Origin of the sequence: Pseudomonas putida, assembly GCF_022627325.1 — a bacterium.
In the GTDB taxonomy this organism is placed as follows: domain Bacteria; phylum Pseudomonadota; class Gammaproteobacteria; order Pseudomonadales; family Pseudomonadaceae; genus Aquipseudomonas; species Aquipseudomonas putida_X.
Genome location: NZ_JAETZZ010000030.1, coordinates 1,759 through 3,109, shown reverse-complemented (window position 1 = coordinate 3,109; position 1,351 = coordinate 1,759). Strand labels below are relative to the sequence as shown.

Below are 1,351 nucleotides of genomic sequence, written 5' to 3'. Positions count from 1 at the left end.
CGCCACCAAAGGTGATACCCGTAGCTTCGGTGCATGGTTTGAGCCCCGTTACATCTTCCGCGCAGGCCGACTCGACTAGTGAGCTATTACGCTTTCTTTAAAGGGTGGCTGCTTCTAAGCCAACCTCCTAGCTGTCTAAGCCTTCCCACATCGTTTCCCACTTAACCATGACTTTGGGACCTTAGCTGACGGTCTGGGTTGTTTCCCTTTTCACGACGGACGTTAGCACCCGCCGTGTGTCTCCCATGCTCGGCACTTGTAGGTATTCGGAGTTTGCATCGGTTTGGTAAGTCGGGATGACCCCCTAGCCGAAACAGTGCTCTACCCCCTACAGTGATACATGAGGCGCTACCTAAATAGCTTTCGAGGAGAACCAGCTATCTCCGAGCTTGATTAGCCTTTCACTCCGATCCACAGGTCATCCGCTAACTTTTCAACGGTAGTCGGTTCGGTCCTCCAGTCAGTGTTACCTAACCTTCAACCTGCCCATGGATAGATCGCCCGGTTTCGGGTCTATACCCAGCGACTAAACGCCCTATTAAGACTCGCTTTCGCTACGCCTCCCCTATTCGGTTAAGCTCGCCACTGAATATAAGTCGCTGACCCATTATACAAAAGGTACGCAGTCACCTAACAAAGTAGGCTCCCACTGCTTGTACGCATACGGTTTCAGGTTCTATTTCACTCCCCTCTCCGGGGTTCTTTTCGCCTTTCCCTCACGGTACTGGTTCACTATCGGTCAGTCAGTAGTATTTAGCCTTGGAGGATGGTCCCCCCATGTTCAGACAAAGTTTCTCGTGCTCCGTCCTACTCGATTTCATTGATAAGAGATTTTCGTGTACGGGGCTATCACCCACTATGGCCGCACTTTCCAGAGCGTTCCACTAATCTCAAACCAACTTAAGGGCTGGTCCCCGTTCGCTCGCCACTACTAAGGGAATCTCGGTTGATTTCTTTTCCTCAGGGTACTTAGATGTTTCAGTTCCCCTGGTTCGCCTCTTGCACCTATGTATTCAGTACAAGATACTCAGCTTGTGCTGAGTGGGTTCCCCCATTCAGAGATCTCTGGATCACAGTCTGTTTGCCGACTCCCCAAAGCTTATCGCAGGCTACCACGTCTTTCATCGCCTCTGACTGCCAAGGCATCCACCGTATGCGCTTCTTCACTTGACCATATAACCCCAAGCAATCTGGTTATACTGTGAAGACGACATTCGCCGAAAATTCGCATGTTGCTCTTTCGAGCAGAACTCACAAATTTTACCTTAGCCTGATCCACCAGCAGTGAAACTGGTGTTCAGTCTATTTCTATCACATATCCGAATTTTTAAAGAACGATCTGACAAAAGTC

Annotated in this window: 1 rRNA gene (cut by a window edge); it reads right to left on the bottom strand. The window is 49.8% G+C overall.

What is annotated here, in order from left to right:
• A 23S ribosomal RNA gene (locus tag JNA92_RS25490) occupies positions 1 to 1,173 on the bottom strand; it reaches 1,818 nt to the left of the window's first position.
• Positions 1,174 to 1,351: the final 178 nt, after the last annotated feature.